Annotated in this window: 23 protein-coding genes and 1 pseudogene; 9 read left to right on the plus strand and 15 right to left on the minus strand. The window is 47.5% G+C overall.

Annotated elements, in window-relative coordinates; translation table 11 throughout:
• From FBY58_RS07595 to carA, 4 genes are all read right to left on the minus strand, one after another.
• Complete coding sequence (locus FBY58_RS07595; RefSeq protein WP_141920372.1) at window positions 1–645, minus strand: rhomboid family intramembrane serine protease; 645 nt, start codon at window positions 643–645, stop codon at window positions 1–3.
• Window positions 646–661: 16 nt separating this feature from the next.
• Window positions 662–1,138, minus strand: a complete 477-nt coding sequence (greA, locus tag FBY58_RS07600) for a transcription elongation factor GreA (RefSeq protein ID WP_141920373.1) — start codon at window positions 1,136–1,138, stop codon at window positions 662–664.
• Window positions 1,139–1,221: 83 nt separating this feature from the next.
• Complete coding sequence (carB, locus tag FBY58_RS07605; RefSeq protein ID WP_141920374.1) at window positions 1,222–4,554, minus strand: carbamoyl-phosphate synthase large subunit; 3,333 nt, start codon at window positions 4,552–4,554, stop codon at window positions 1,222–1,224.
• 67 nt (window positions 4,555–4,621) lie between these two features.
• Window positions 4,622–5,794 (minus strand): glutamine-hydrolyzing carbamoyl-phosphate synthase small subunit, encoded by a 1,173-nt coding sequence (carA, locus tag FBY58_RS07610; RefSeq protein WP_141920375.1) that lies wholly within the window; start codon window positions 5,792–5,794, stop codon window positions 4,622–4,624.
• 248 nt (window positions 5,795–6,042) lie between these two features.
• Here carA and FBY58_RS07615 point away from each other — a divergent pair, with 248 nt between their 5' ends.
• The 3 genes from FBY58_RS07615 (at window position 6,043) to rpoD (ending at window position 11,256) form a co-directional block, all read left to right on the plus strand.
• Window positions 6,043–6,501 (plus strand): GatB/YqeY domain-containing protein, encoded by a 459-nt coding sequence (locus tag FBY58_RS07615; RefSeq protein WP_141920376.1) that lies wholly within the window; start codon window positions 6,043–6,045, stop codon window positions 6,499–6,501.
• A gap of 846 nt (window positions 6,502–7,347) precedes the next feature.
• Window positions 7,348–9,231, plus strand: a complete 1,884-nt coding sequence (gene dnaG, locus FBY58_RS07620) for a DNA primase (RefSeq protein WP_141920377.1) — start codon at window positions 7,348–7,350, stop codon at window positions 9,229–9,231.
• Entirely contained in the window at window positions 9,232–11,256 is a 2,025-nt protein-coding gene (rpoD, locus tag FBY58_RS07625) for an RNA polymerase sigma factor RpoD (protein ID WP_141920378.1), read from the plus strand.
• A gap of 92 nt (window positions 11,257–11,348) precedes the next feature.
• Here the strand turns inward: rpoD and FBY58_RS07630 are convergent, their stop codons facing one another.
• On the minus strand, window positions 11,349–12,863 hold the full coding sequence (locus tag FBY58_RS07630; protein WP_141920379.1) for a YifB family Mg chelatase-like AAA ATPase: 1,515 nt from the start codon (window positions 12,861–12,863) through the stop codon (window positions 11,349–11,351).
• A 277-nt stretch (window positions 12,864–13,140) separates the two neighbouring features.
• Between FBY58_RS07630 and rpmH the strand changes: the two genes are divergently transcribed.
• From rpmH to yihA, 5 genes and pseudogenes are all read left to right on the plus strand, one after another.
• Complete coding sequence (gene rpmH / locus FBY58_RS07635; RefSeq protein ID WP_141920659.1) at window positions 13,141–13,275, plus strand: 50S ribosomal protein L34; 135 nt, start codon at window positions 13,141–13,143, stop codon at window positions 13,273–13,275.
• 11 nt (window positions 13,276–13,286) lie between these two features.
• Window positions 13,287–13,598: pseudogene (gene rnpA, locus FBY58_RS07640) on the plus strand (ribonuclease P protein component); the annotation flags it as partial.
• On the plus strand, window positions 13,595–13,807 hold the full coding sequence (gene yidD / locus FBY58_RS07645) for a membrane protein insertion efficiency factor YidD (RefSeq protein ID WP_141920380.1): 213 nt from the start codon (window positions 13,595–13,597) through the stop codon (window positions 13,805–13,807). The pseudogene rnpA and the gene yidD, both read left to right, overlap by 4 nt.
• Window positions 13,808–13,824: 17 nt before the next feature.
• A complete protein-coding gene (gene yidC, locus FBY58_RS07650) occupies window positions 13,825–15,564 on the plus strand; it encodes a membrane protein insertase YidC (RefSeq protein WP_141920381.1) in 1,740 nt (579 codons plus the stop codon).
• Window positions 15,565–15,572: 8 nt separating this feature from the next.
• Entirely contained in the window at window positions 15,573–16,211 is a 639-nt protein-coding gene (gene yihA / locus FBY58_RS07655; protein ID WP_141920382.1) for a ribosome biogenesis GTP-binding protein YihA/YsxC, read from the plus strand.
• A 65-nt stretch (window positions 16,212–16,276) separates the two neighbouring features.
• Here the strand turns inward: yihA and FBY58_RS07660 are convergent, their stop codons facing one another.
• Genes FBY58_RS07660 through FBY58_RS09555 form a run of 5 tightly spaced genes read right to left on the minus strand, consistent with a single transcriptional unit; the run spans window position 16,277 to window position 20,691 of the window.
• Window positions 16,277–17,842, minus strand: coding sequence for a PepSY domain-containing protein (locus FBY58_RS07660; protein ID WP_141920383.1), 1,566 nt, complete (start codon window positions 17,840–17,842; stop codon window positions 16,277–16,279).
• The gene (locus tag FBY58_RS07665; RefSeq protein ID WP_141920384.1) at window positions 17,839–18,138 is read right to left on the minus strand and encodes a hypothetical protein; all 300 of its coding nucleotides are present in this window, start codon (window positions 18,136–18,138) and stop codon (window positions 17,839–17,841) included. Before FBY58_RS07665 ends, FBY58_RS07660 begins: the two co-directional genes overlap by 4 nt.
• Window positions 18,135–18,404 (minus strand): hypothetical protein, encoded by a 270-nt coding sequence (locus FBY58_RS07670; protein WP_141920385.1) that lies wholly within the window; start codon window positions 18,402–18,404, stop codon window positions 18,135–18,137. Before FBY58_RS07670 ends, FBY58_RS07665 begins: the two co-directional genes overlap by 4 nt.
• Entirely contained in the window at window positions 18,404–20,005 is a 1,602-nt protein-coding gene (locus tag FBY58_RS07675; RefSeq protein WP_311768058.1) for a TonB-dependent siderophore receptor, read from the minus strand. Before FBY58_RS07675 ends, FBY58_RS07670 begins: the two co-directional genes overlap by 1 nt.
• 14 nt (window positions 20,006–20,019) lie before the next feature.
• The gene (locus tag FBY58_RS09555; protein ID WP_260432150.1) at window positions 20,020–20,691 is read right to left on the minus strand and encodes a TonB-dependent receptor plug domain-containing protein; all 672 of its coding nucleotides are present in this window, start codon (window positions 20,689–20,691) and stop codon (window positions 20,020–20,022) included.
• 287 nt (window positions 20,692–20,978) lie between these two features.
• On the opposite strand from FBY58_RS09555, the gene dapE reads away from it, so the two are divergent.
• Window positions 20,979–22,109 (plus strand): succinyl-diaminopimelate desuccinylase, encoded by a 1,131-nt coding sequence (gene dapE / locus FBY58_RS07680; protein ID WP_141920386.1) that lies wholly within the window; start codon window positions 20,979–20,981, stop codon window positions 22,107–22,109.
• Window positions 22,110–22,164: 55 nt separating this feature from the next.
• On the opposite strand, the gene FBY58_RS07685 is transcribed toward dapE, so the two are convergent.
• From FBY58_RS07685 to FBY58_RS07705, 5 genes are all read right to left on the minus strand, one after another.
• Window positions 22,165–22,503, minus strand: coding sequence for a hypothetical protein (locus tag FBY58_RS07685; RefSeq protein ID WP_141920387.1), 339 nt, complete (start codon window positions 22,501–22,503; stop codon window positions 22,165–22,167).
• A 60-nt stretch (window positions 22,504–22,563) separates the two neighbouring features.
• Entirely contained in the window at window positions 22,564–23,124 is a 561-nt protein-coding gene (locus FBY58_RS07690) for a Smr/MutS family protein (RefSeq protein ID WP_260432151.1), read from the minus strand.
• A 76-nt stretch (window positions 23,125–23,200) separates the two neighbouring features.
• Window positions 23,201–24,511 carry a murein transglycosylase A gene (locus FBY58_RS07695; protein ID WP_141920389.1) on the minus strand — a complete coding sequence of 437 codons (1,311 nt, stop codon included), beginning with the start codon at window positions 24,509–24,511 and terminating at the stop codon, window positions 23,201–23,203.
• 188 nt (window positions 24,512–24,699) lie between these two features.
• Window positions 24,700–24,828, minus strand: a complete 129-nt coding sequence (locus FBY58_RS09560; RefSeq protein ID WP_260432152.1) for a hypothetical protein — start codon at window positions 24,826–24,828, stop codon at window positions 24,700–24,702.
• Window positions 24,829–24,883: 55 nt separating this feature from the next.
• The gene (locus tag FBY58_RS07705) at window positions 24,884–25,537 is read right to left on the minus strand and encodes a Tim44/TimA family putative adaptor protein (protein WP_141920390.1); all 654 of its coding nucleotides are present in this window, start codon (window positions 25,535–25,537) and stop codon (window positions 24,884–24,886) included.
• Window positions 25,538–25,783 lie beyond the last annotated feature (246 nt).

The raw sequence follows: 25,783 nt of genomic DNA on the forward strand, positions 1-25,783 counted from the left end.
CTACATTTTATATTTCTTAAATTTATTATGGTAATGGAAATACAATAACGGTCTTATACAAATAAGCCCCGTAATAAACCCACCGATATGCGCAGCCGTTGCCAGCATAAGACTAGGGCTTTCGCTGATACCGATTAAAATTTGAAGAATAGACCATGCGGCGGCCAGCCACAGAATCTGAACGCCATGATTCATCCAGCGCGTCGAAAAAATCTGAGGTTCGCGCCCGAACAAAATAGCATAAGCGCCGAATAGGGCTGAAATAGCACCGCTAGCACCGATCATAGGGTCTTGGCTGGTCGGATAGCAAAAATACTGTGATAGAGCTGAGCTATAGGCACCGATGACGTAGAGCCATAGGAATTTGCGGCTGCCTATAATCATTTCGACATAGCGCCCGCAAAAAGCCAGCATCGCCATGTTGAAAGCAATATGCATCAGCCCGCCATGCGCAAAAGTCGCAGAGAGGGGTGTTATCCAGAAAGGAAAAGAGGGCACGCCAGAAGACCAGCCGTGAAGGCGAGCTGGAATAAAGCCCGCTTTCATTGCCCAAAGATCCTGAGCTTTTAGTAAGAAACTTGTAAGCCATACGCCGGAAGTGACAATGACCAGAGCCGTAGTGGCACGGGCGGGAGGCAGACGCACGGCTTACAATCCAGACCTAGATAAATTCGATTTTGGAAATCAGGTAATAGCGATCGCCTGATGGCACAGTGACCTCGATTTCATCATCGACTTTACGACCGATCAAAGCGCGTCCCAAAGGCGAATTATAAGAAATACGGCCACCTTTGGCATTGGCTTCGGTCTGTCCGACAATCTGGTATTTAACCGGTTTGTCATCTTCATCGATTAAATGAACAGTTGCGCCAAAAACTACTTTATCACCAGACAGGGTTTTAGGGTCGATAATAAGCGCGCGGCTAAGCCTGCCTTCAATATCGGCGACCATTGCCTCGACCTGTCCTTGACGTTCTTTGGCCGCGTGATATTCGGCATTTTCAGACAGATCGCCATGCGCACGAGCTTCCTCGATCGCATCAATAATTTTTGGTCTTTCGACCTGTAATCTAGCCAGCTCATCGATCAGCATTTTCTGACCTTCAATGAGCATCGGTATTTTTTCCTGGGCTGCCATAGGCAATATCCCCTAAACGGTAAAAGTAAATCCCACACAGGGCAGATTATTCTGCCCTGCTTGCACTCAATTAAAGATCGGGATTAGGCGTGCTTCATTGAATGATAGGATTGCAAGGAACGGACTTCAAGCTTTCGCGCCTTTATTGCGACAATAGCTTCCGCAGCAACAATGGCCGCAGCAGCTGTCGTGAAGTAAGGAACGGGAGCTAAAACCACCGAAGAACGGATGGATGCCGAATCCTGAAGAGATTGCCACCCTTCTGTCGTATTGACAACCAGACTAATCGCCCCGTCTTTAATTAAATCGACAATATGGGGACGACCTTCTCTGACTTTGTTGACCCGTTCGACCGGAACGCCTTGCGATTGTAGATAACGTGCCGTGCCGTCGGTTGCGACCAGTTTTATCCCGAGATCGGTCAAAGCCTTTATCGGGGCAAAGATCTGAGCTTTGTCGCTGTCTTTGACAGAGATAAAGAAAGTGCCAGACCGTGGCAGAGCGTTACCGGCAGCAAGCTGGGCTTTGGCAAAGGCCATTGGGAAGTCGATATCAATACCCATGACTTCACCAGTGGATTTCATTTCCGGTGATAAAACAGGATCGACACCCGGGAAACGCGCCCATGGGAAGACCGCTTCTTTGACGGCGGTATAGCCTTCCGGCCAACTGATTTCCGGCAGATCTCGTAATTTTTCGCCAGCCATCACCCGTGCGGCAACTTGAGCGACTGGACGACCATCAGCCTTTGCAACGAAAGGCACCGTCCGGCTAGCACGCGGATTGACTTCGATCAAATAAACCTTGTCGCCTTTGATCGCGAACTGAATATTCATCAGTCCCTGAACCTTTAAGGCACGCGCTAATTGATCGGTCTGTTTTTTAATTTCTTCGATGATATGGGCAGGCAAGCTGTAAGGCGGAATTGAGCAAGCGCTATCACCGGAATGGATACCGGCTTCTTCGATATGCTGCAAAATACCAGCGACAACGACATCATCGCCATCAGCCACCGCATCCACATCGACTTCAGTGGCATCCCGCAGATACTGATCAATCAGAACTGGCGATTCACCGGAGACTTTCACGGCCGTATGAATATAGTCATCCAGCTGCGTGGGGCCGTCGATGATTTCCATAGCACGTCCACCCAATACATAGGACGGACGGATCAGGATCGGATAACCGATTTTTTCAGCGACTTTGATGGCTTCATCGCGGCTACGAGCGATTCCGTTAGCAGGCTGCAACAGACCTAATTCAGAAACCAAAGCCGAGAAGCGTTCGCGATCTTCGGCAAGATCAATAGCATCAGGGCTGGTTCCCAAAATGGGGATGCCCGCTTTTTCGATTTCAGCCGCCAATTTTAAAGGCGTTTGTCCGCCGAACTGAACAATAACGCCAGCAAGCGTGCCGTTTTGCTGTTCTTTGTGAAGAATTTCGAGGACATCTTCACCCGTCAACGGCTCAAAATAGAGGCGATCAGAGGTATCATAGTCGGTTGAAACCGTTTCAGGGTTACAGTTGACCATGATCGTTTCGTAACCCGCAGCTTCCAAGGCGAAGCAGGCATGGCAGCAGCAATAATCGAATTCTAACCCCTGCCCGATACGGTTAGGGCCGCCACCAAGAATAACGACTTTCTTGCGGTCGGTTGGAAGTGAATCGCAAACTGCTTCACCGAATAAAGGCGCTTCATAAGTGGAATACATATAAGGCGTTTTAGCTTCGAATTCGGCAGCGCAGCTATCAATACGTTTGAAAACGGGACGGATATTCAGGCTGTGCCGCAAAGCGCAGACTTCTGCTTCGGTAACGCCGCCGGTCAGAGCCTGTAAAGCATCATGGACAATGCCGGAGCCTTTAGCCTGTGCTTTTCCAAGACCGCGAATATGCGAAGATTGCAACGCCAAATCAGCTAAACGCTTATCGGAGAAACCCATCGCCTTTAAGCGGCGGAAAGGTGCTGCTTCGAGTGGTAAGCCGTTGGCGATGACTTCGTTTTCAGCGGCAATTATTTCAGAGAGGCGAGCAATAAACCAAGGATCATAATGCGTGATCTGGCAAATTCTTTCTGCCGTGATGCCTTCTCTTAAAGCCTGAGCCGCGACCAACAAACGATCCGGCGTCGGGCGAGCCAATTCAGCTTCGATGACCGAAGGATTAGCACCGATCAATGCTTCAACAGGATCAAGGCCGGAAAGACCGCTTTCGAGACCACGCAGAGCTTTTTGTAAGCTTTCCGGAAAAGAACGGCCAATAGCCATCACTTCACCAACAGACTTCATAGCCGTCGTCAAAAGCGGTTTAGCATTTTTGAATTTTTCAAAAGCAAAACGCGGAATTTTGGTGACGATATAATCAATAGTCGGTTCGAAGCTGGCCGGTGTCGCGCCCGTAATGTCGTTGGTGATTTCATCCAACGTATAGCCGATAGCCAGCTTGGTCGCGACTTTGGCAATCGGGAAGCCAGTTGCTTTGGAAGCGAGAGCAGAAGAGCGGCTGACACGCGGGTTCATCTCGATAACGACCAAGCGGCCATTTTCGGGATTAAGCGCGAACTGAACATTAGAACCACCGGTTTCAACGCCAATTTCCCGCAAGACGGCAATCGAGGCGTTCCGCATGATCTGATATTCTTTATCCGTCATGGTAAGCGCCGGTGCGACTGTGATAGAATCGCCGGTGTGAACCCCCATAGGATCAATATTTTCGATCGAGCAGATGATAATGCAATTGTCATGGCGGTCGCGAACGACCTCCATTTCATATTCTTTCCAGCCGATTACGGATTCTTCGATCAGGACTTCCTGTGTCGGGGAAGCTGAGAGACCGCCGGAAACAATATCAATGAATTCTTCTTTGTTATAAGCCACACCGCCGCCGGTGCCGCCCATCGTGAAAGAAGGACGGATAATGGCAGGAAGGCCGACAGATTCGAGACCGTCCAGTGCTTCGTCCAGCGAATGAGCAACTGAAGAGCGTGGGCTTTCAAGGCCGATCTTATCCATTGCCTGACGGAATTTCAGACGATCTTCTGCTTTATCAATCGCGATGGCATCCGCCCCGATCATTTCGCAGTTGAATTTTTCGAGCGTTCCATCGCTGGCCAAAGCCAAAGCCGTATTCAGCGCCGTTTGACCGCCCATCGTTGGCAGCAAGGCATCAGGCCGTTCTTTTTCAATGATACGAGCGACAACTTCGGGCGTGATCGGTTCGATATAAGTCGCGTCGGCCATATCCGGATCGGTCATAATCGTGGCCGGATTGGAGTTGACCAGAATGACCCGATAGCCTTCTTCCCGCAAAGCTTTACAGGCCTGCGTCCCTGAATAATCGAACTCGCAGGCTTGACCAATAACAATCGGGCCAGCGCCGATAATCATAATCGATTGAAGATCGGTTCTTTTGGGCATCACAAAAACCTTAACGGGGAAAAGGAAAAGACAAAACAGAAAGAGCGGCAGATGCGGTTAATCCGCATTATTGCTGCCCTTTCGTGATGGAATCGACGAATTTGGTAAAGAGATAATAGCTATCCTGTGGACCGGGGCTGGCTTCGGGATGGTATTGCACCGAGAAGGCCGGACGATCGGTCAATTCGAGACCCGCAAGCGAACCATCGAACAAGGATATGTGGGTCGGACGCGCTGTTTTCGGCAAGCTGTCGGACGCAACCGCAAAACCATGATTCATCGAAGTGATTTCGACTTTGCTGTCATCCAGTCTTTTGACCGGATGGTTGGCACCGCGATGTCCCTGATGCATTTTATAGGTCGTTGCACCGACGGCTAGACCCAAAAGCTGATGACCAAGGCAAATGCCGAAAATCGGCATTTTAATATCGAGAAGCTGGCGAAGGACGGGCACTGCATATTCAGCCGTTGCCGCCGGATCACCTGGGCCATTGGAAAGAAAAACGCCATCAGGGTTATGCGCCATGATTTCGTCGAAGCTGGCCGTTGCTTTGACGACGGTGACCCTTGCACCGGCAGTTACCAGATTTCTTAAGATGTTATGTTTTAAACCGTAATCGACCGCGACCACATGAGGGCCTTTGCTGTTACCGACGACGCTATAACCATTTTGTAAAGACCAGATGCCTTCTTGCCAGCTATAGCTTTGATGGGTCGAAACAGAACGGGCGAGATCCATACCTTGTAATCCCGGCCAGCTGCGGGCGGTCTCAATCAAGGCAGGGATATCAAATTGTCCCGTTGGATCATGGGCGATAACCGCATTTTGTGCACCCTCTGCCCGTAACAATCCGGTCAAGGCGCGGGTATCAACGCCAGCAAGACCGATACGGTCGTGATCTTTCAACCAGCTATCAAAGCGCCACAGGCTTCTGAAATTAGAAGGCTCGGTGATATCTTCCCGAACAACACAGCCAAGAGCGTGTAATGTCGTTGCTTCCGCATCTTCTCTGTTGGCACCAACATTGCCAATATGAGGAAAAGTGAAGTTGATAATCTGACTGGCGAAACTGGGATCCGTCATGATTTCTTCATAACCAGTCATCGCGGTATGGAAGCAGACCTCACCGACTTTTGCTCCGGTCGCACCGAAACCACGGCCCCATATCATTTGGCCATTGGCTAAGACCAAAACCCCGGTTGCGCCTTGTGGGGGGCGTGCAGATATGGGATCAGCCACCTGAGGTTCTCCTTTTTTTTCATGCTGACGGGAAATAGATAAACGGCGCATCAGTAAGGGCGGTCGTTTCTTTGGTCAATCTATTAAAATCAACAAATATACGCTATACTGATCGCTTTCTTTCCTTTGCCCGATCATTCACCGGCAAGCTGCACTGTTTTTTGCACCGGTTTCCATTACAAATATGGTCGTTTTTTTCGGTAATAACAGGGATCTGTCCGCAGAATTCCCAATTTAAAGGCATTTTTATGATAAGAGATGAAATAAAAACTGGCCTCATCACTGCCATGAAGGCACATGATAGTGAGAAAACCGCCGCATTGCGCTTGATTCAGGCGGCTGTTCGCTATCGCGATATCGAAGAACGCACTGAAAATGACAAAACCGATGACGATAAATTGGTCATCGAAGTTTTGTTAAAAATGGCAAAGCAGCGCCGCGAATCGATCGATATGTATGAAAAAGGTGGCCGTTCTGAACTGGCCGCGAAAGAACAAGCTGAATTAGATGTCATCGGTAGCTTTCTGCCAAAGCAGATGAGTGAAGAAGAAGCCAAGACGGCCATCTCTGGTTTAATTCAAGAAACTTCGGCAAGCTCGATCAAAGACATGGGCAAGGTTATGGGTTTGATCAAAGAACGCTATGCCACCCAGATGGATATGAGCAAAGCGGGCCCGCTTGTGAAATCCTTGCTAAATCAGGGCTAATTACTGATCAGATTATTTTTGTCAGAAAGCGGGGAAGGAGCGACCCGCTTTTTGACAAAAAAGCCTTTGATCTAACAAAATAGAAGACCGATCAATAATATCTTTTATTCTGAAATGATCCCTGCCCCACTCTTTAGGGCTCGTGCGGCTGTCAAAAAACAAAAAGCCGTAATAAAAGCAGCGAAGGGTAATAGGGTTGCTATTAGGCATTGGGTCAGAATGCATTAGTAACCCACTGCGTAATTTTGGAAGCGTTTAAGCTTTTGTCCCAAATAGCGACAAAAAGATTTTAGCGCACAAACTTTCCAGCCAGAACATAGCCGACAAGAGCTGACTTGCTTCGGTCATCGTTTTTTTGATCAAACCTTCTCAAATGTTAGACAGAAATCGCGAATAGAAAGCGGCGTCCATTTGGCAAGGATGGAGTCAAATAGCGGCATGTTAGGCTTAGAATTTTTGAAAAGTCTTTGGATAGTAAAATTATAATGCCTTTTTATGGTTTTATTCATGACCAACTTTCACAGTCACGCTTAATCCTTATAGCGCATTGAAAGAGAAATGCTTTTCAACTGGATAAAACCCGAATTTCTTGCTACAAAGGTATAATTATCGGGTGATTCGATATTCTATTTATACCTGCTTCTTTTTTGCCCTGATACCGTTCCAGCTTTGCGGGATGGTGTTCTTGAACAGAAGACACCGCGGACAAAAACTGACTTTGATGTCAGGGCAGGATAAAAGTCTCACATCCGTTCTACAAAAAAATCCGACTTTATCGTTTACCGGCATAGACAGCATGACCGCTTATCTGCCGTTTCGTCTTTTTTATGGTCTCATGGGACAATAATGACCACCGGCCACTTCCTTCCTCCTGAATTTTTGGATGAACTGCGCCAGCGTATCACGCTGTCTGCGCTGATTGGTCGAACGGTAAAGCTAACCCGTGCTGGACGGGAATTTAAGGCTTGCTGCCCTTTCCATCATGAGAAAACCCCCAGCTTTTACGTCAATGATGAAAAGGGATTTTATCATTGCTTTGGCTGTGGTGCGCACGGGGATGCCATTCGTTTTCTGACCGAAACGCGCGGATTATCCTTTATGGAAGCGGTGCGTGAGCTGGCTGGACAAGTCGGGATGGATATTCCCGAAGCTAATCCGGCGGCAGTCAGACAAGCGAAAAAAACAGCCAGTCTTCATGATATTATGGAAGAAGCGGCAAAGTGGTTTTCAGAGCAGCTGCATGGCATTGAAGGCGCGAATGTCCGCCGATATTTAAGCGAAAGAGGCATTTCGCCCGCAATTGCGCAGAATTTTGGTCTCGGATTTGCGCCTCATGGGCGAGGACGTTTAAAAAACGCCCTGTCACATCATGCGGTTGAAAAACTGATCGAAGTGGGTCTGCTGATTTCGGTTGAAGGGCGAGAACCCTATGACCGTTTTCGTGGACGGCTGATGATCCCGATCAGAGATCACCGTGCGCGGGTTATTGCCTTTGGTGGGCGGCGGCTGGATTCTGCTGATGACGGTGATCCGAACGCAGATAAAGGCCCTAAATACCTTAATTCGCCTGAAACGCCGCTTTTCGATAAGGGGCGCACCCTTTATAATCTTGATAAAGCAAGTCAGGCAGCAAGGCTAAAAAAACGGCTGATTGTTGTCGAAGGTTACCTCGATGTGATCGGTTTGGCTCAAGCCGGAATTAATGAAGCTGTTGCCCCGCTTGGCACGGCATTAACGGAAAATCAGATAGAACGGCTTTGGCGCATCGAAGATCGTCCCGTTTTATGTTTCGATGGCGATGCAGCGGGTCAAAAGGCGGCAGTTAGGGCGGCTGAACGCGCTCTTATTCAGGCGCATCCCGGTAAAACCTTGTCTTTTGTCACGTTACCCGCGGGAAAAGACCCCGACGATTTGGTAAAAGAGCGGGGCAAAACGGCGTTTGAAGAGATTCTGTCGCAGCCGATAGCGCTCGATACATTGTTATACCGTTTTGAAGCCTCGAAAATTGATCCTCAATCGCCAGAGGGACGTGCGGGTTTATCGAAAAGACTGGATGAGTTGGCGGCATCCTGCCGAGATGAGTTTATTGCGCGGGGTTATCGCAGCAATTTTCGCAATCTGTTTTATGAAAATTTCGGATGGAAGAATAAAAAGCGGCAGGAAGGCCAGACGACGCCCTTGCCCACTATATCCTCCGATCTTCCTGTCCCAACGCTTACGGGGCTTGAATATCAATATGCCCGCCAACTTTTGATCGGGCTGAGTTTATATCCTGACGTGTTAAAACAACGGCTGGAAAGAATAGCCGAACTGGCTGTATTAGACCCGAAGCTTAAAAAATGGCGAGATACGCTGATAACCGCTGTCATTGAACAGCCGGATCTTGATAGCGGAGCAATCAAAGCCATATTGAAAGCGGAAGCCGATGTTGCCGTTGACACATGGGACATAAGAAAAGATTTACGCTTTCCCTTTACACGGCCGGATATCGATCCGGATTTAGCGATGAAAAGTTTAGTTGCTCTCATTGATCTCATGGTTGAGGAGAGAGAATTAGCAACTGAAGAACAACAGCTGAGGCAGGCATTCACAGATGAGCGCTTGCTGGCTGATTATGCAAAGTTAGAGGCAGCACAGGCATTGCTCCGCAAACGCCGTGCTGATTTTCTGGAACGACGTTATATGCTCGGAGTAGAATTCGAGCTTAGAACAAGGGTGGATGAAGGCTAGATGGCAGAGACGACTACGGCTGATACAAAGAAAAATGCCAGTGATGCGCCGCTGATCGATTTGAATGAAACGTCGATCCGTAAATTCATAACGCAAGCCAAAAAGCGCGGATATGTAACCTATGACCAGCTGAATGAAGCCCTTCCACAGGATCAGATGTCTTCGGAACAGATCGAAGATATTATGTCAGCCCTTTCGGAAATGGGCATCAATATCGTCGAAAATGAAGACAGCGGCGAAGATGGTCAGCAAGAAGAAGAAGACACCGCAGAAGAGTTGCAGGGTGACGGCGGTGATGGCAGCTCTGCCCCTGCTCCGGCTGTTGCCACCAAGAAAGAAACCACCGATCGCACCGATGATCCGGTGCGTATGTATCTCCGTGAAATGGGCGCGGTTGAACTGCTTAGCCGTGAGGGCGAAATTGCTATCGCCAAGCGGATTGAGGCCGGTCGTGACACGATGATTTTAGGGCTGTGTGAAAGCCCGATTACTTTTGACAATATCATCGAATGGTCAAACGCCCTTAACGAAGGCACCCTACAGTTACGTGAAATCATCGATCTTGATGCGATGCTGACGCAGGGACCGTCCCCTGAACAGTTCGAAGAAGAAGGTGACGATAGCGACAACGAAATCTCCGAACGGAATGCGGGTCCTTCCTTTAAAGAAGATGAGGAAGAAGACGAAACCGAAGGTGAAGGCGAGCTAGACGAAAACGGTCAGCGGATACAGCGTGAAGCGGACGAGGAAGATGAAAACACCTTGTCGCTGGCTCAGATGGAAGAGCAGCTTAAACCGGCTTCTTTAGAAAAATTCGCGAAGATCGCTGATCTCTATCGGCAGTTTTCGGTGCTACAAAGCGCACGGATGCAGGCATTAGGTGCTAATGACGAATTTCCGGCAGACAAAGAAGACGCCTATCAGTTGCTTAGAGAAGAGCTGACCGCTGAAGTCGAAAGCGTTAAATTCCATAACGCCCGCATCGAATTCCTAGTTGAACAGCTTTATAACTACAACAGCCGCCTTAGAACTTTAAACGGTCAGATGCTGCGTCTGGCAGAGCGGTATAAAGTGCCGCGTGACTCCTTCCTCAATGCCTATTTGGGCAAAGAAATGGAAGAGGGTTGGGTTGAACGCGTTACCAAAATAGACAAAAAATGGGCGAATTTCACGACCAGTGAAGCGGAAAGCATCGAGCGTATCCGTTCCGAAGTGGCCGAGATTGCTCAAGTTACCGGTATGACGCTGAAAGAGCTCCGTCGTATTGTGACGATGGTGCAAAAAGGCGAAAGAGAAGCCCGCATCGCCAAGACCGAAATGGTTGAAGCCAATCTGCGTTTGGTTATCTCGATTGCCAAAAAATACACCAATCGCGGTTTGCAATTCCTTGATCTTATTCAGGAAGGCAATATCGGGTTGATGAAAGCTGTTGATAAATTTGAATATCGGCGCGGCTATAAATTCTCGACCTATGCAACATGGTGGATTCGTCAGGCGATTACGCGTTCTATTGCCGATCAGGCGAGAACAATCCGTATTCCGGTTCACATGATCGAAACCATCAATAAACTGGTTCGGACGAGCCGCCAGATCTTGCATGAAATCGGACGGGAACCGACACCAGAAGAATTAGCAGAACGTCTGTCTATGCCGCTTGAAAAAGTGCGCAAGGTCATGAAAATCGCCAAAGAACCGATCAGTCTTGAAACCCCGATCGGTGATGAAGAAGACAGCCATTTGGGCGACTTCATCGAAGATAAAAACGCGATTATTCCGGTTGATGCCGCCATTCAGGCCAATCTGAAAGAAACGGTCACCCGCGTTTTGGCTAGCCTGACCCCACGTGAAGAACGTGTTTTGCGGATGCGTTTTGGTATCGGCATGAACACTGACCACACGTTGGAAGAAGTCGGACAGCAATTCTCGGTTACCCGCGAACGTATCCGTCAGATCGAAGCCAAGGCACTTCGTAAGCTGAAGCATCCTTCTCGTTCACGGAAGATGCGGAGCTTCTTAGATCACTAGAATTAAGCTTTTTAGCTTTTAAAGTGAATAGAAAAGCCCTTTAAAACAGAAGGATACCATTGGTATTCGAAAGTTTTAAGGGGCTTTTTTGTTTAAGCGACAGGCTGTCTGTGGCGATAGCTTAAGGCTTCGGCGACATGGATACGGCTTAAGGTTTCTGCAGCATCCAGATCAGCGATTGTACGAGCAACTTTTAGCAGACGGTAATAGGCACGTGCTGACAACCGCATTTTTTCAACCACCTGCATGAGAATTTTTCGGGCAGCATTATCCATCGGTGTTAGTTTTTCAATTAAAGCGCCATCAGCTTCGGCGTTACAGCGGATAACCTTGTCTTGATATGTCTGATAGCGGTTATGCTGAATTTCGCGAGCGGCGATAACACGCGCTTTGACCGTTGCAGAAGATTCCCCTTCCGGTAGCAGTAACTCACGCGCCCCCACTGGCGGCATGTCGATATGGATATCAATGCGGTCTAATAACGGTCCTGATATCTTATTTTGATACTCTGCTGCGCATTTGGGCGCGCGGCTGCAAGCCAAAGCTGCATCATCAAGATGGCCGCAACGGCAAGGATTCATTGCGGTTATGAGCTGCACCCGCGCAGGAAAACGAATATGCGCATGAGCACGCGCGATCGAAACTTCGCCATTTTCCAGTGGTTGGCGCAAAGAATCGAGCACGGTTCGTTTAAATTCGGGTAGCTCATCCAAAAATAAAACACCGAGATGCGCTAAAGTAACTTCCCCCGGTTTTATTCGCTGACCGCCCCCAATGAGTGCCGCCATTGAAGCTGAATGATGCGGGGAACGGAAAGGTCTTTGTTGAATTAATCCGCCTTGTCGTAGCGTGCCAGCGACAGACGCGATCATCGAAACTTCCAAGGCTTCCCGATTATCGAGAGGAGGCAAAATACCTGGAAGGCAAGCGGCCAACAAAGACTTTCCAGCCCCCGGAGGCCCGCACATCAGCATATTATGGCCGCCAGCGGCTGCAATTTCTAAAGCCCGCCTAGCCTGTTCTTGTCCTTTTACAGAGGATAAATCGGGCCCATTGAAAGGCGTATCAATGACATTCGGTTTTGGTTGAGGAAGGGCGATTTTGCCTTTCAAATGCTGAATCAAAAGCAAGAGATCAGGCGCAGCTATAATTTCGTCTAGTCCTGACCATGCCGCTTCTGCCCCCAAGCTATCAGCGCAAATCAAACCTAATTCGCAAGAGGCCGCGTGAATGGCAGCGGGTAATGCACCGGGAGATGCCATGAGCCGCCCATCTAGTCCCAATTCACCCAAGACGACATATTGGCTTAGTGTTTCATTATCCAAAATGCCCATCGATCCAAGAAGTCCCAAGGCGATAGGTAAATCATAATGGGAGCCTTCCTTGGGAAGGTCGGCAGGAGAAAGATTGACCGTAATCCTTTTGGGAGGAAGCGCCAATCCAATCGCGGATAAAGCCGCCCTCACCCGTTCCCGGCTTTCTGAAACAGCCTTATCAGGCAATCCGACAATGGTAAAAGCGGGAACACCAGAAGAAAGCTGAACCTGAACTTCAATAGGGCGGGCTTCTATGCCTAAAAAAGCCAGACTAGCTACACAAGTTACCATGACAATCTATAACCCGCTTTCAATATTATAATTTTATTATTTAAGTAATATTTTCTGCATTTCTTTTATGAAAGAAAAATCTTCAATAAAATATTTTTTAGAGCCTTCCAATTACGAATTTTGGTTAAAAAGTTAATTTAGAATGATCCTGTTAAAATGAATCTTGGAGCAACCGTTGACTTTTTCTGTCATCTTCCCTATTCACGCCCATTAGATATGGCTGCCGTATGTCGGTGGCCTTTTTTCACAATCAAGAAATACTGTTGAGGAATGAGCGATGAAGCGCACCTTTCAGCCGAGCAACCTCGTGCGCAAACGCCGGCACGGTTTTCGTACCCGGTCTGCAACTCCGGGCGGTCGCAAGATTCTGGCAGCCCGTCGGTCTCGCAGCCGCAAGAAACTGTCCGCGTAGCAGTTCTTAAACGCCGCGCTGATTTTCTTGCGGCCAATCGCGGTAAACGCGTACCGATGCCCGGTTTTATATTGTTAGTTTATCATCGTCATGATGATAATCCGGATATGCGTGTAGGCTATACGGTAACAAAGAAAACCGGAAATGCGGTCGTTCGCAACCGGATCAAGCGGCGTTTTAGGGCTTTAATCCAATCACTGCTGCCTGTCGGCGGTGTTAAAGGTGCCGATCATATTTTAATTGGTCGGCGAGCTGCCTTTCACGGCAATTATGATGATTTGCATCGTCAATTGTCAAAAGCTTTGGCGCGTATGCGGCGATGATAGCCCATGCGCTTATTTTGTTGGCCCGTCTGTGGCAATGGGGCCCATCCCGGCTTATGCCGTCTTCCTGCCGCTATTCTCCCAGTTGTTCAGCTTATGCCATTACAGCATGGCGTCGATATGGGGCGATCAAGGGAAGCTGGCTTACAATAAAACGTCTAGCCCGTTGCCACCCATGGGGCGGGTGTGGGCATGATCCGGTGCCTTGAAAGGGTGATACAACGATATGGACGATCAGCATCAACAGCGTAATCTGGTTATTGTTACCATTCTTTCGGCCGCGATTTTATTTGGCTGGAGCTTTGTAACCAAATATTGGTTGCCGACGAATCCAGCGCCAACGCATCAGGCCAACAATCAGCCTAAAGCAGAATTGAAGGCGGAAGAATCCGGTGATAAACCGTTAAGACCCGTCAATCAGGTTTTACAGGAAACGCCTCGTCTGCCTATTTTGACAGAGAGTGTCGAAGGTTCTGTTAATCTGAAAGGGTTACGCCTTGATGATCTGACCCTTATTCGCCATCGTGAAACACTCGCTAAGAATTCACCTGCCGTTAGATTATTCTCACCAGCGGGAACGCAGGATTCTTGGTTCACCTCTTTTGGTTGGACTGGCGAAAATGTTGTTTTACCGGGGGCGGATAGTCTTTGGAAAGCCGACAGCGACAAGCTGACGGCTGAGCATCCTGTTAATTTTTATTGGAATAACGACCACGGTCAGATTTTCCGTATCACCTTGTCAGTTGATCATGATTACATGTTCAATGCGACTGAGAGTGTGATCAATCGTGGAAATAGTCCGGTTGTTGTTCAGCCTTATGTCCTGACCAATCATCAGGGTGCCTTTAAGACGGCCAGCTCTTGGACGCTGCATACGGGGCCGATTGGTGTCTTCAATGGTTCAGTCAACTATCATGTTGATTTTGCCGATATTGATAAAGCCACCGACAACAGCATCCGTAACAACACCCAAGGCGGCTGGATCGGTTTTTCGGATAAATATTGGTTAACGGCACTGGCACCTCATAACCAGAAGATTGCCATTGATACCGATTTCCGGAGCAGCGCCAATCATCATTATCAGGCGGACTTTACAGTTGCGCCGGTCGTTGTTGGAGCAGGTAAGACAGCCAGCACCAGTGTTGATGTCTTTGCCGGAGCGAAAGAAGTCCGCATCCTTGACCGCTATCGTGATCAGTTACATCTGCCCCATTTTGATAAGGCGATTGACTGGGGATGGTTTGCGATAATCGAAAAAGTATTTTTCTATTATCTCGACTGGTTATTCTTGCATGTCGGTAATTATGGCCTCGCCATTATCCTGATGGTGTTCACCATCCGTGCATTGATCTTCCCGATTGCAAACAAGCAATATGCTTCGATGGCCTCTATGCGGCGTTTACAACCGAAGATGCAGGCTGTTCGTGAACGCTATAAGAATGACGAAGCAAAAATGCGGCAGGAGCTGGTAACGCTCTATCAGAAGGAAAAGGTCAATCCTTTTGCCGGATGCTTGCCGATGTTCATTCAGTTCCCGATTTTTATCGCTTTATATAAAACGTTGTTAGTGACGATCGAAAGCCGCCATCAGCCTTTCATCCTTTGGATTAAAGATTTGTCGGCGCCGGATCCTTTAACGCCGTTTAATCTTTTCGGTTTGCTGTCCTTTACGCCGCCCCATTTCCTGATGATTGGTGTATTGCCTATCTTGTTAGGCATTACCATGTGGCTGCAATTCCGTGCTAGCCCGCAGCAGTTGGAACCGGCACAGCAGCAGATCATGAGCTTTTTACCGTTGATTTCGGTGATATTCATGGCGCCATTAGCAGCTGGTTTGCAGGTTTATTATATCTTTAATAACCTTATCTCACTGGCTCAGATGACGTGGTTACAGCATCGCCATTCTACCCCCGAAGAACGGCAGGACAGAGCAGAGAAAAAACGCCTGTCTAAAAAGAAAGCTTAATATTCAATATGATTCCAGAAAAAGATATTAGACTGGAAGCAGGCAGAAAACTTTTTGCCGGAGCCGTCAATTTTTTAAAATCGTCTCCGGCTCTGGAATTTTTACCAGCCCCGAGCGTTCCTGAAGTCGCCTTCGCTGGCCGTTCCAATGTTGGGAAATCTTCCCTTATCAATGCCCTGACCAATCGGAATAGTTTGGCTCGTGCATCGACGACACCGGGAAGAACCCAAGAGCTCAACTTCTTTGATGTTGGTGAGCCTTTGGAAATGCGCCTTGTGGATATGCCCGGTTATGGCTTTGCCAAAGCGCCAAAGGATATCGTTAAACGCTGGAAATGGTTGATTAACGATTATTTGCGGGGGCGGGCTGTTCTGCGGCGTACCCTGATTTTGATCGATAGTCGCCACGGTATTAAAGATGTTGATCGCGATCTGATGAAAATGTTGGATGACGCAGCAATATCCTATCGGGTTGTCTTGACGAAATCAGACAAAGTGAAAGCCGAGCTTTTGCAAAAGACGGTGGATGCTATCACGACAGAAATGCGGCAGCATCCCGCTGCTTTTCCTGAAATCCTTGTCACCTCGAGTGAAAAAGGCACGGGAATGGCTGAATTGCGGGCAGCTGTTTATGACGCCATTATCTAACTAAAAGTATAGTTTTTGATGACAGCTTCAGCGTATTTTAGACAAATACACTGAAGCTGTTTTTTTTATATCTTCTTCGGAAGATTCTTCTGCTTTATCGCCGCGATTAAAAGCAAATCCCCGAAGAACCAAGCAATCAAGCTACAGCTTAAATTCGACGATAAGAAGAGGCTTTTATGACCATATGCACTGGCCATAACCGGAATAAGAATGGTCAGAAGCCCCGCCCCCAATAGCAGAATAGAATTTCGGTGTTGGGCATTTAGGCAAAAAGACAGGCCAACAAAGAAAGCGAATACGCTGTAATATATTGCGGCAACGTCTTTATAGCTTCCACCATGAGGCAACAAAAAAGCCGCGCAAACAACAGCTGAGATACCGGCGATACATCCATTAGTGCAACCTGCTGTTAGACATTCCAAAAATCGGGTCGAAGGTAAAATTTTTCCTGTCTTGATTTCGCGTCTTTTACGGGAATTAATCCATAACTGGTTTCCGGTATAAAAAAGAAACGCACCACCCAAGCCAAGCAAGACGTAGCCCCATCTGACAAGAAGACCGCCAAAATTCCCAAAATGTAAGGCGAAGAAAGTTGTCAGAATGGCAAAGCTGGTTGATTGATGACCAGGAAGATAATCAGAAGAAATAATTTTACCGCTGTAAGGATCAATTTCAGCAAAGCCGCTGGTTGATCCACGCATTCTGTAGCGGGGGTCATGACCTGCAATACGTAAGATCAGTCGCCCTTCTTTATTCTGCATATAGCTGAGGCTGTCTACGATGAAGCCCGGGGCTTGCTTGCCGAAATGATCTACGATTTCTTCAGGGGATAGAGGCGAAGATTCTGGATAGTTCGCTGTATCGGGGCGAGAGATTTTATCAGAATGGGAGGATGCTTTTATTTTTTCCGATAGGTTTATCGATGCAGGGCTTTTAGCCAATAAGGCCTGCTGAACATCATAAACGGGATCGTGAAAAGCAAAGACGACAGACGTCAATGCAATGACGAGATGAAAGGGTAACGAAAAAATCCCGAGCAAGTTGTGAATATCTAACCACATCCTTCTGAGGCTGGAAGTGAGGCGTAAGGCAAAAAGATTCTGAGCCATTTTTGGCAAGAAAATGATGACACCTGATGACAGCGCAACTGCATATAAAAGCGCGACCATGCCCGTAACAAGCAATGCCGTTTCATGGGGAAGCGGTATCCCCACCTGCTGATGCAATAGATCGATAAAATCAGCTGCCGCCGAAAAGTGGGGTTGTACTGTGACGAGCGCACCTTTTTCATCCAAAGCCGCAAGTGTGAGCTCGTGAGAGCCGTGGCCATGCCCAAAAGGCGCAGACCATGATAAACGTTCAGGGTGAGCAGCATTGGGGAAGAGAGAAATGGTATAATTCTTTTTAGCCTCTGGATGGGCAGCAAAGGCTTTCGCCATTAATTCAGGCGTAGAATGTAACGAAACCGGAGCAGGCAAAGAAATAGATTGGGATGCCCAATCTTGTAAGGGCTGTTCGAACATTGTGACGGCACCTGCATAGAATGCCACAAATAGAAACAGGCTGGTGACAATACCGACCCAGCTATGCAAGTCACGGTAAACACGCACGAGATTACTCGGGATTTTCATAGGTAGAACCCCCGTGCCAGAAAAAAGATTGCCCAGACCAAAAGATTACATCCGGCTAAAATACCCCAAGCCTGACGAGTGGAGCGAAACAGGCCAGAGAGGCTGAGAATACTGACCCATAAGGGCGAGATCATCCACATCAGGAATTGCGATGAGATGGCGCGAGGATTTCCTTCGCTATGACATAACAGACCAGCAATACCCATTATGCCCAACGTCAGAGGAGCTCCCAAGAATAAAGCCGCAACAAATTTCAAGAACCAAGAATGATTGGGTCGATAGACGCTTTGTTTCATAATTTACGTCTCCGCCTTGGGAAAAGAGCGATGACCAATGGAAGAAAAGACCATTCGATCATCAGGAGAACCGCCAAGATCAAAAAGGCTGATGCGAGGCTTTTTTCCTGCCACAAAAACAGAAGCGCCATAAATTCGATCAGGCTCGCAATCAGCGTGAAAGGCTGTTTTTCCAAAGGATTGAGTAGCAATCTTTGGTTATCCGAAGTGAGATAAAAGAGCAAAGACCCTAAACAAGATAGAAGCGTGGCGAGAAAGAGAAACATTAGGCAGCACCTCCCCAATTGTAGCCGAGCCGTAAGGTTAGGCTGCGTCCTTGGCCGTAATAACAGGCAGAAGCCGCCGTACAGGTAGAAACAAAACGTTTATTGGCAATGTTACGCATATTCAGAGAAAGCGATAAGCCTTTGTAGCGTGGGAAACGGTTCGCAAAGTCATAACGCAAGAAAGAGTCAAACAGGGTATAGCCCGGAATAGACAGCGTATTATTGGTATCGCCATAGCTGTGGCCGGTATAACGGACACCTCCGCCCAGCCCTAAGCCGGATAAAAATCCATGTCGGATACGCTGATCAACGAACAGCGAAGCCATCCATTTCGGCGCCTGCGGTAAGTAATTACCTATCTGTGAAGCGGTATTAGATTCCGTTATCTTTGCATCACTGCGTGTTCCGGTGAAGATGATTGCCATATCCCATGGTAGGGTGGCTCTACCTTCCAATTCGAGGCCACGCACACGCCCTTCCCCTGTTTGCACCAGACAGGTGGAGGTTCCACATAACGCCCCATTCGGATCAGGAGTGGTCATATTCCGTTGCGTGATTTGATAGGCACCAAACGTGATATAAATGCTTTTGCCATATTGGTAGCGGATACCGGCTTCATATTGATCGCCGGTGGTTGGTTTAAAGGGCGAACCATCCAAAGAGGTTGAAGGATCGGAAACCTGCGGTTGGAATGATTTCGCATAGCTGAAATAGGGAGCGAGACCATTATCGAATAGATAAACTGCCCCTGCGCGCCAAGTGAACGCATTCGAATTTGTGATGTAACGTTTTTGTGTCAGGCGATTCAAAGTATTATCTTTTGCCCAATCCTGTCTTCCGCCGACAGTGATGCGTAATCGTTTGAATTTGATTTGATCTTGAAAATAGATGCCATTTTGTCGGCTGATCGTGGAAGTATAAACTTGTGGAGATAGGGCAGAAGAATATCCGGCTGATCCACGGGATACCGGATCAAAAATATTGAGCATTGGCAGCACCAAGGATGAGGCGACCAAATCCCGATCATGCGTCCAATCTGTGTAGAAATAATCGGTACCGAACAGCAAAGTATGCCGAACCGCTCCCGTCTTTACATGGCCTTCCAACTGGGTATCAGTAGCAACGCCTTGTGATCGTCCCCGCCCTTCAACAGCGCGGCGGTTAACCGTTTCTCCCGCCACACAGCCCGCGATGGCGGCGCTACAGCTTTGCAAAGTATCGCCAGAAAGCACCGTTGCCCGATAGAGGGTATTAAGATAGGTGTATCGGGTATTGTTCCGAAGAGTCAGGAACGGGTTAAAGTGATGTTCGAAAAATGAACCGGCCATCGCCTGATTACGATTGAAAGTATCCCATTTCGGTTCACCAAGATTGGCATTATTCGAGATATAGCGCCCTTTTGAAGAATAGAGCGTGCCGGTTGCTGGTAAAAATTGGAATGTGGAGCCGCCTTGATCGCGCTGGTATTGGGCAAGAAAAGTCCATGTCGTGTCGGGTGATATTTCCCATGTCAGGCTTGGAGAAACATAATACCGCCCTGTCTGGACATGATTAACCTGAGTATCGCCATAACGTGCCAGACCAACAATACGGCCAAGCAGCGTGCCGTTTTTATTTAATTTGCCAGTGACATCGCCAGAGGCCTGCCCCTGCCAATTGGCAAGACCGGTATAACCGGAACCCTGAAGGAAAAATTCACCCTGACTTTTTTGGTTGGCCGTTTGGTAACGAGATTGACCACCCCACCGGGAGCCGTCTGTCCGTAAAGGGCGCCAGAGGGTCCTTTTAAAACTTCGATCTGTTGAAGCGAAAACGGATCAAAGGAGGTTCGAGTCCACTGCCCGCCAGAGGGCAGACGTAAGCCATCGACGAAATTGTTATTGGAAGAGAAGCCACCTGCCCCGAAGCCGCGAACGGAAACTTCATCAACGCGGCTATCAATGCCGGAAGGTTCCGCCTGAACACCGGCGGTATAAGCAAGCGCGTCAGCAATAGTCGGCGAGGCGCGTAATTCTATTTCGCTACGGCTGACGATAGAAATAGATTGGGGCGATTCAATAATAGGGCTGTGGGTTTTTGTGGTTGAGGATGCCTGAGATAAGCCCGTCGCGGTGACGACAATGACGTCGGACTTCTCTTTTTTCTTGGATGACGGGGAGCCCGCCTCTTTTTGAGGTGATATGTTAATTTCTGGCGCTGAAGCTGTTTGGGCGTCTGCATCAGTCAAGAAACCGCCTGCAAACATCAAAACCGGAAATACCGCTTTTATTGTATTGGATCCCCCCATAACCGTTTAAGCCCTCTTTCAATTTGTTTGTTAGAATATTCTCCGGTTATGCTTTATTGATATTGATTGTCAATTACACATATTTGATTTAAAGGTTATAAAAATGTAAAGAAAAGAAAAATGATTTATTATAAGCAAAAAACATAAATAAAAAATTTAATTTTAATTTAATGCAGTTTTAAAAATTAAATTTCTCAAATAAAATTATTTAATATCTGCATATACTATTGTTATTGATATGCAGTTTCACAATATAGTAAGCGTCTTTTTATTTTTCGGATGATTAAATGACTATAGCCCCTGACCCTGTTGACCTTGCTGCCCGACTAATCGCTTGTAAATCGGTAACGCCGTCTGATGATGGAGCCATGAATATTATGGCCGAGGCTTTGGAGGCGGCGGGCTTTACCGTTCATTTATTAACCAAAGGCCAAGCGCCTGATGGCCCTGTCACTAATTTAATCGCTTTTCGAGGCAAGGGGCATCCGCATCTCGCCTATGCCGGTCATAGTGACGTCGTGCCAGCCGGTCAGGGATGGAGTTCTGATCCGTTTACGCCAACCATTAAAGATGGCTATCTTGTAGGTCGCGGCGCTGTGGATATGAAAAGCTCGGTTGCGGCCTTTATTGCGGCGGCTTCCCGCTATACCGAGCATAAAGGCACCCTATCCTTCCTGATTACAGGAGATGAAGAAGGCCCTGCAACCTTCGGCACACCGGCTATTATCGAATGGCTGAATGAAAGATCGATCAAACCCGATTATTGCCTTGTCGGAGAACCGACTTCGATGGAAGTTTTAGGGGATACGATTAAAAACGGACGACGCGGTTCGGTTAACATGTGGATCGACGTTCCGGGTATCCAAGGTCATGTTGCCTATCCAGATCGAGCCCAGAATCCTATTCCGGTTTTAGCCAGAATTATTTCGGATTTGGAAAGCTGGTTACTGGATGAAGGGGATCAATGGTTCCAGCCATCTAATTTGGAAGTTACCGCGATCGAAAGCGATAACAAGGCGACTAATGTTATTCCTTCGCTTGCCAAGGCACAGCTGAATATTCGTTTCAATGCCCTGCATAAAGGTGCTGAATTAGTCGATAGTTTGAAAAAACGGGTCGCAGCTATTGAGCCAAAGGCCAAAGTAAAATTTGCAATTTCTGGCGAAGCTTTTGTCACGGAAAAAGGCGTTTTGACAGAAAAAGTATCAGCGGCGATTACAAAGAACACAGGGAGAACCCCGAGCCTTTCAACGAGCGGCGGCACTTCAGATGCACGTTTCCTGACTAAATTATGTCCAGTGATTGAATTTGGCTTGGTTAATGCCACGATGCATAAAGTGGATGAAAAAGCTTCTGTCGAAGATATTCAGCAATTAAGCCGGATTGACGAAGATATTATCAAATCTTTCTTAGGGTAAGCTGACCAATGATCCGGAATTATCTGATATAATTCCGGATTTTTTCTTGAAAATGCTAAATATTTTTTTTGTCAGCATCCACGATAAGGGCAATGTTTTGCCTACTGTAAATGGATATTCTTTCTACTGAGGTACCTTTTTCTGAACTTTTCAGGCGGAAACCATCTTCTAATAAACTATTAAGATAAAGGCGGTTAAAAATAAAAGGCCAAACTAGACTAGAAATACCTAATGTTGGAAAAATAGTTAAAAACATCAAAAGTGCATATTTCCAACTTCCTCTAAATACAGCTGGCCATAAACCAAAAAAGAAAGTTGTCCATGAAAAACCAATGGGCGCTCTACGTATTTTTCCATTATAAGAATTAACCAATATTAAATGATCAAAAGCCATTCGTCCCTCTGTTTAATTTTTATTTAATTAGTCTTCAATTAAACAAATAAAAAAAATATTCTATTTATTTTTAATAGTAATATTTTTTTCATCGCGGCGGCGGCGAAGAATGACATAAAGGGCACCTGCCCCACCATGGCGCGGATGGGCATTTCTGACAGCAGCGATATGGCCGGAATAGGGTGAAAAACTAAGCCAATCACCGATAGCGCCACGAATAAGACCCCGCGTAATAATACCATGTTCATTGCGGCGGGGTGGACGACCCGTGATAATCAACAAAACGCGGATGCCTTGGCTGATGGCTTGCGACAGCGCAGATTCTAAAACCCGATAAGCGCTAGTCATGGTATAGCCATGTAAATCGATACTACGCTCTGGATCGACACTGCCCTTGCTTAGCTTTCGATCCCATGACCCATCCAATGTATCAAGAGATTTTTTCTCAGAAAAAACAGGCGGTGGAGGGGTTACTTTTTGCCGCTCGCTAATTTTTTTGCTGACTTTACAAATAGGCGGCGGTTTAACAGCAGGCGCAATATTTTTGTTCAGTAATTCAGCTAGGGATTGATAGCGTTCCGGTTCTAAAGGTGTCACGGTTACGGCGACTTTGCGCCACAAAGTAAGGTCTTCTGCAGAAAGATATTTTGACGCAGATTTCTGTCCAGAAAAGGGCGGGGAAGATTCCCTTTGCTTGTTATTTGGACTTTCTGTCCTGTCCGTCACTGACGGATATTTTTGTCCCCTTCTGCGCTTTGTCATGTTTTTCAGAACCGATACGTGCGGCTACCCCTTTCGGCAACAAAAGCCATGCAGAACCATGGCTGGCAAGACCACCAGCGATATGTTCAGCTTTATTGCCATATCCCCAATAGCTATCGAAACGATTAGCCCCCTTAATAGCGCCGCCTTTATCTTGCGCAATCCAGAGGCCATTCGCAAATGCTGCATTACCACCATGCTTGGAATCAAGCATTAAAAAAACAGGCGCCCCTAATGGGGTATAAGCAGGGTCGACTGCAAGGGATATCTGAGGCGTGACTGGCACGCCGAGCGCACCTAGGGGACCGGATTCGTTCAATTCCTGAAAAAAAACATAACTTTTATTGCTTTCCATCACCGATGGCGCCTGATCAGGGTGGTTATGCAACCATTCGACAATACCAGCCATTGTCGTGTGGCCTTTCTCAATAACCCCTTTTTGGACAAGCAAACGACCAATGGCCGTATATTCTTGCCCATTCTGGTTGGCATAGCCAATGCGGATAACGCGACCGTCTTCTAGGTTAAGGCGACCGGAACCTTGGATTTGAAGAAAGAACAAAGCAACGGGATCAACCGCCCATGCGATTTCAAGATGACGGTTTTCTAAAGCACCTTTGTTGATTTCTGCCCGACTATAATAAGGGACGAGATGGCCTTTTTTGATGCAACCTCTTAGATGCCGTCCCTTCATATCAGGGTAGAAGTCTTCCAGATTGGACTCGATCAAGTCGGAAGGAACCCTGTAAACAGGGGCATAACCTGCCTTTGGCTGTGTGGAGGCGGCTATTTCAGGCTCATAATAGCCGGTAACAAATGCATCCCCGCCCCCAACCGAAACGGGTTCAAAATAACGATCAAAAAAAGCGGTGGCAGAAGAGGATGGGTTTTTGGCCGCCTGACAAGCAGCGACCCAATCGCGACCCAACGTCAATCCGCTTTTATCAGTATGGGAAGATAAGAACGGGCAGGATAAACGAAAGGCGTCTAAGGCCTTTTTGGCATTATCCTCAGTCAATCCCAAGCGCGAAACTGAAGTCGACTGTGGCTTGAGATTAAGCTGGTTCGCCTTTTGTGAAGACGGCGTTGTATTCTGGGGCTTGGCTTTTGAAGGCGCCACACCGTGAGATGCAGAAGGCCGAGATGTCTGGCAAGCTGATAGCGCCAAAATACCCAGCCCTAACAAGGCAATGCTTTTACAGCGCAACGAATAAGCGGTAACGTTTTTGGCTAAATCAATAAGCATAAAATTCTTAATTTGTTTGATGTTGTTTAGCCAAGAGATACTTGGAAAAATTGGTATCACGATCCCGAATATTGTCTGCGTTTCCACGCCTTGTCAGCGTAATAAAGCGCTTCACTATTCCCTGTCGCTTGGCTCTGGTCTGTCGATGGGCCATTAACGAAGGCTTGTTGATCGTGATCATAGGGAGATTAATAGAAAGACGGCTTTTGGTCGAATGGTCTGTTATTGGCCGCAGATTGCGAGGCACGGCCATCAGGCCAACCACTACGTCCGGTTAAAGCAGCTGCAGCCATAAACAGAACAAAACGTTTTTTCATTACCGTTCTTCTTTAGATATCCCCCTTCCTTTTAAGTTGAATATCTGCCGGAAAATCAGGAGGCGGCTAAGGTTTCAACCAATAACCAGCTTGTTTTGGGTTCCTGTTTGATATTGCGGCTGAATGTCCAGACATCATGGGTTGGCAAAGCATCGGTCGAAGAACCGGCGATCATAACGCCTTCTTTGTTGCGCAACATGGTAGAAATCCATGCGTCATAGCTGACGGTAATAATGGCATTGTCGCCATCAACCCCCGCCTTTTGAACCATGGCTTTATCGATATTAACCAAACGATTTTCCAGATGGTCGCCATCTGCTTCGCGCTTGCCCATGACAAGTTCAAAAGCTTCCAAGACTTCCTTGCTGACCATATCGACCAGTTTTTTACGGTCATTCTGCCAGAAGGCTTCCAGTATTTTACCGTAGGCGTCCTTCGCCCCTTCGATAAACACTGTCAGGTCGAAATGTGCATCACGGCTGACAATCCGCCGAATGCCATCCCATGCTTCGGGTTGGACGACTTCTTCGCGTTTTTTCTCTTCTGTCGCAGGGATTAACAGCGCTGCATTCGGTTGGGCGGCAACAGCCGATGAGACCTCGGCAGGTTTTGAAAAACTCTGTTCGTGGCCGGTACGACGCCCAAGGACATTGTAAAGCCATCCACAAAGCCCGGCTGCCACTACCACAAGAACAACGATCTCGACCACTATGCCTCCAAATACAAAATACAGCAGAATTTTATTCCCGCTGAGATATTTAATCTTTTATATATAGGCAAGATATACGCGCCTTTCAAACGGCATCTGCCCGATCTTTATACATGTTACCGTATTTTTCAGCCCAAATAGCTTAAAAAAGGCACAGGAAGGGAGGCTTTCTCTGTCAAAACCGGTCGAAAAAAGCTTTGCCTGTAGGATTTTCTTTGAGAAAAACTGATTATTCTCATCGAAATT

It is taken from the genome of Zymomonas mobilis, assembly GCF_006715975.1.
GTDB classification, from domain to species: domain Bacteria; phylum Pseudomonadota; class Alphaproteobacteria; order Sphingomonadales; family Sphingomonadaceae; genus Zymomonas; species Zymomonas mobilis_B.